Raw genomic sequence first — 276 nt, 5'->3', positions numbered from 1 at the left:
ATTGTTACTGTATTTGCTTGTACAGAATTGAAAATTAATCCGTACGCAACTGTAATAAGAAGTGAAAACCAAACACCCATCCAGCGTTTGTTTAATCCTTTTTCCATATAATAAGCTGGGCCACCACGGAACGCATTCCCATCTTTTACTTTATAAATTTGCGCTAATGTGCTCTCTACAAATGCAGAAGCACCCCCAATTACCGCGATTAACCACATCCAAAATACTGCTCCTGGTCCACCTGCTGAAATTGCGATAGCTACACCAGCTAAGTTA

Annotated in this window: 1 protein-coding gene; it reads right to left on the bottom strand. The window is 40.2% G+C overall.

All coding sequences use genetic code 11. The annotated features are described in order from the left end of the window. On the bottom strand, positions 1–276 hold a 276-nt coding region (locus tag SB658_RS23755; protein WP_410602769.1), incomplete at both ends, for an alanine:cation symporter family protein.

Origin of the sequence: Bacillus sp. SIMBA_008 (genome assembly GCF_046535495.1) — a bacterium.
GTDB classification, from domain to species: domain Bacteria; phylum Bacillota; class Bacilli; order Bacillales; family Bacillaceae; genus Bacillus; species Bacillus subtilis.
Note: the sequence above shows the minus strand (reverse complement) of the source record. Positions and strands in the feature narration are given on the sequence as shown.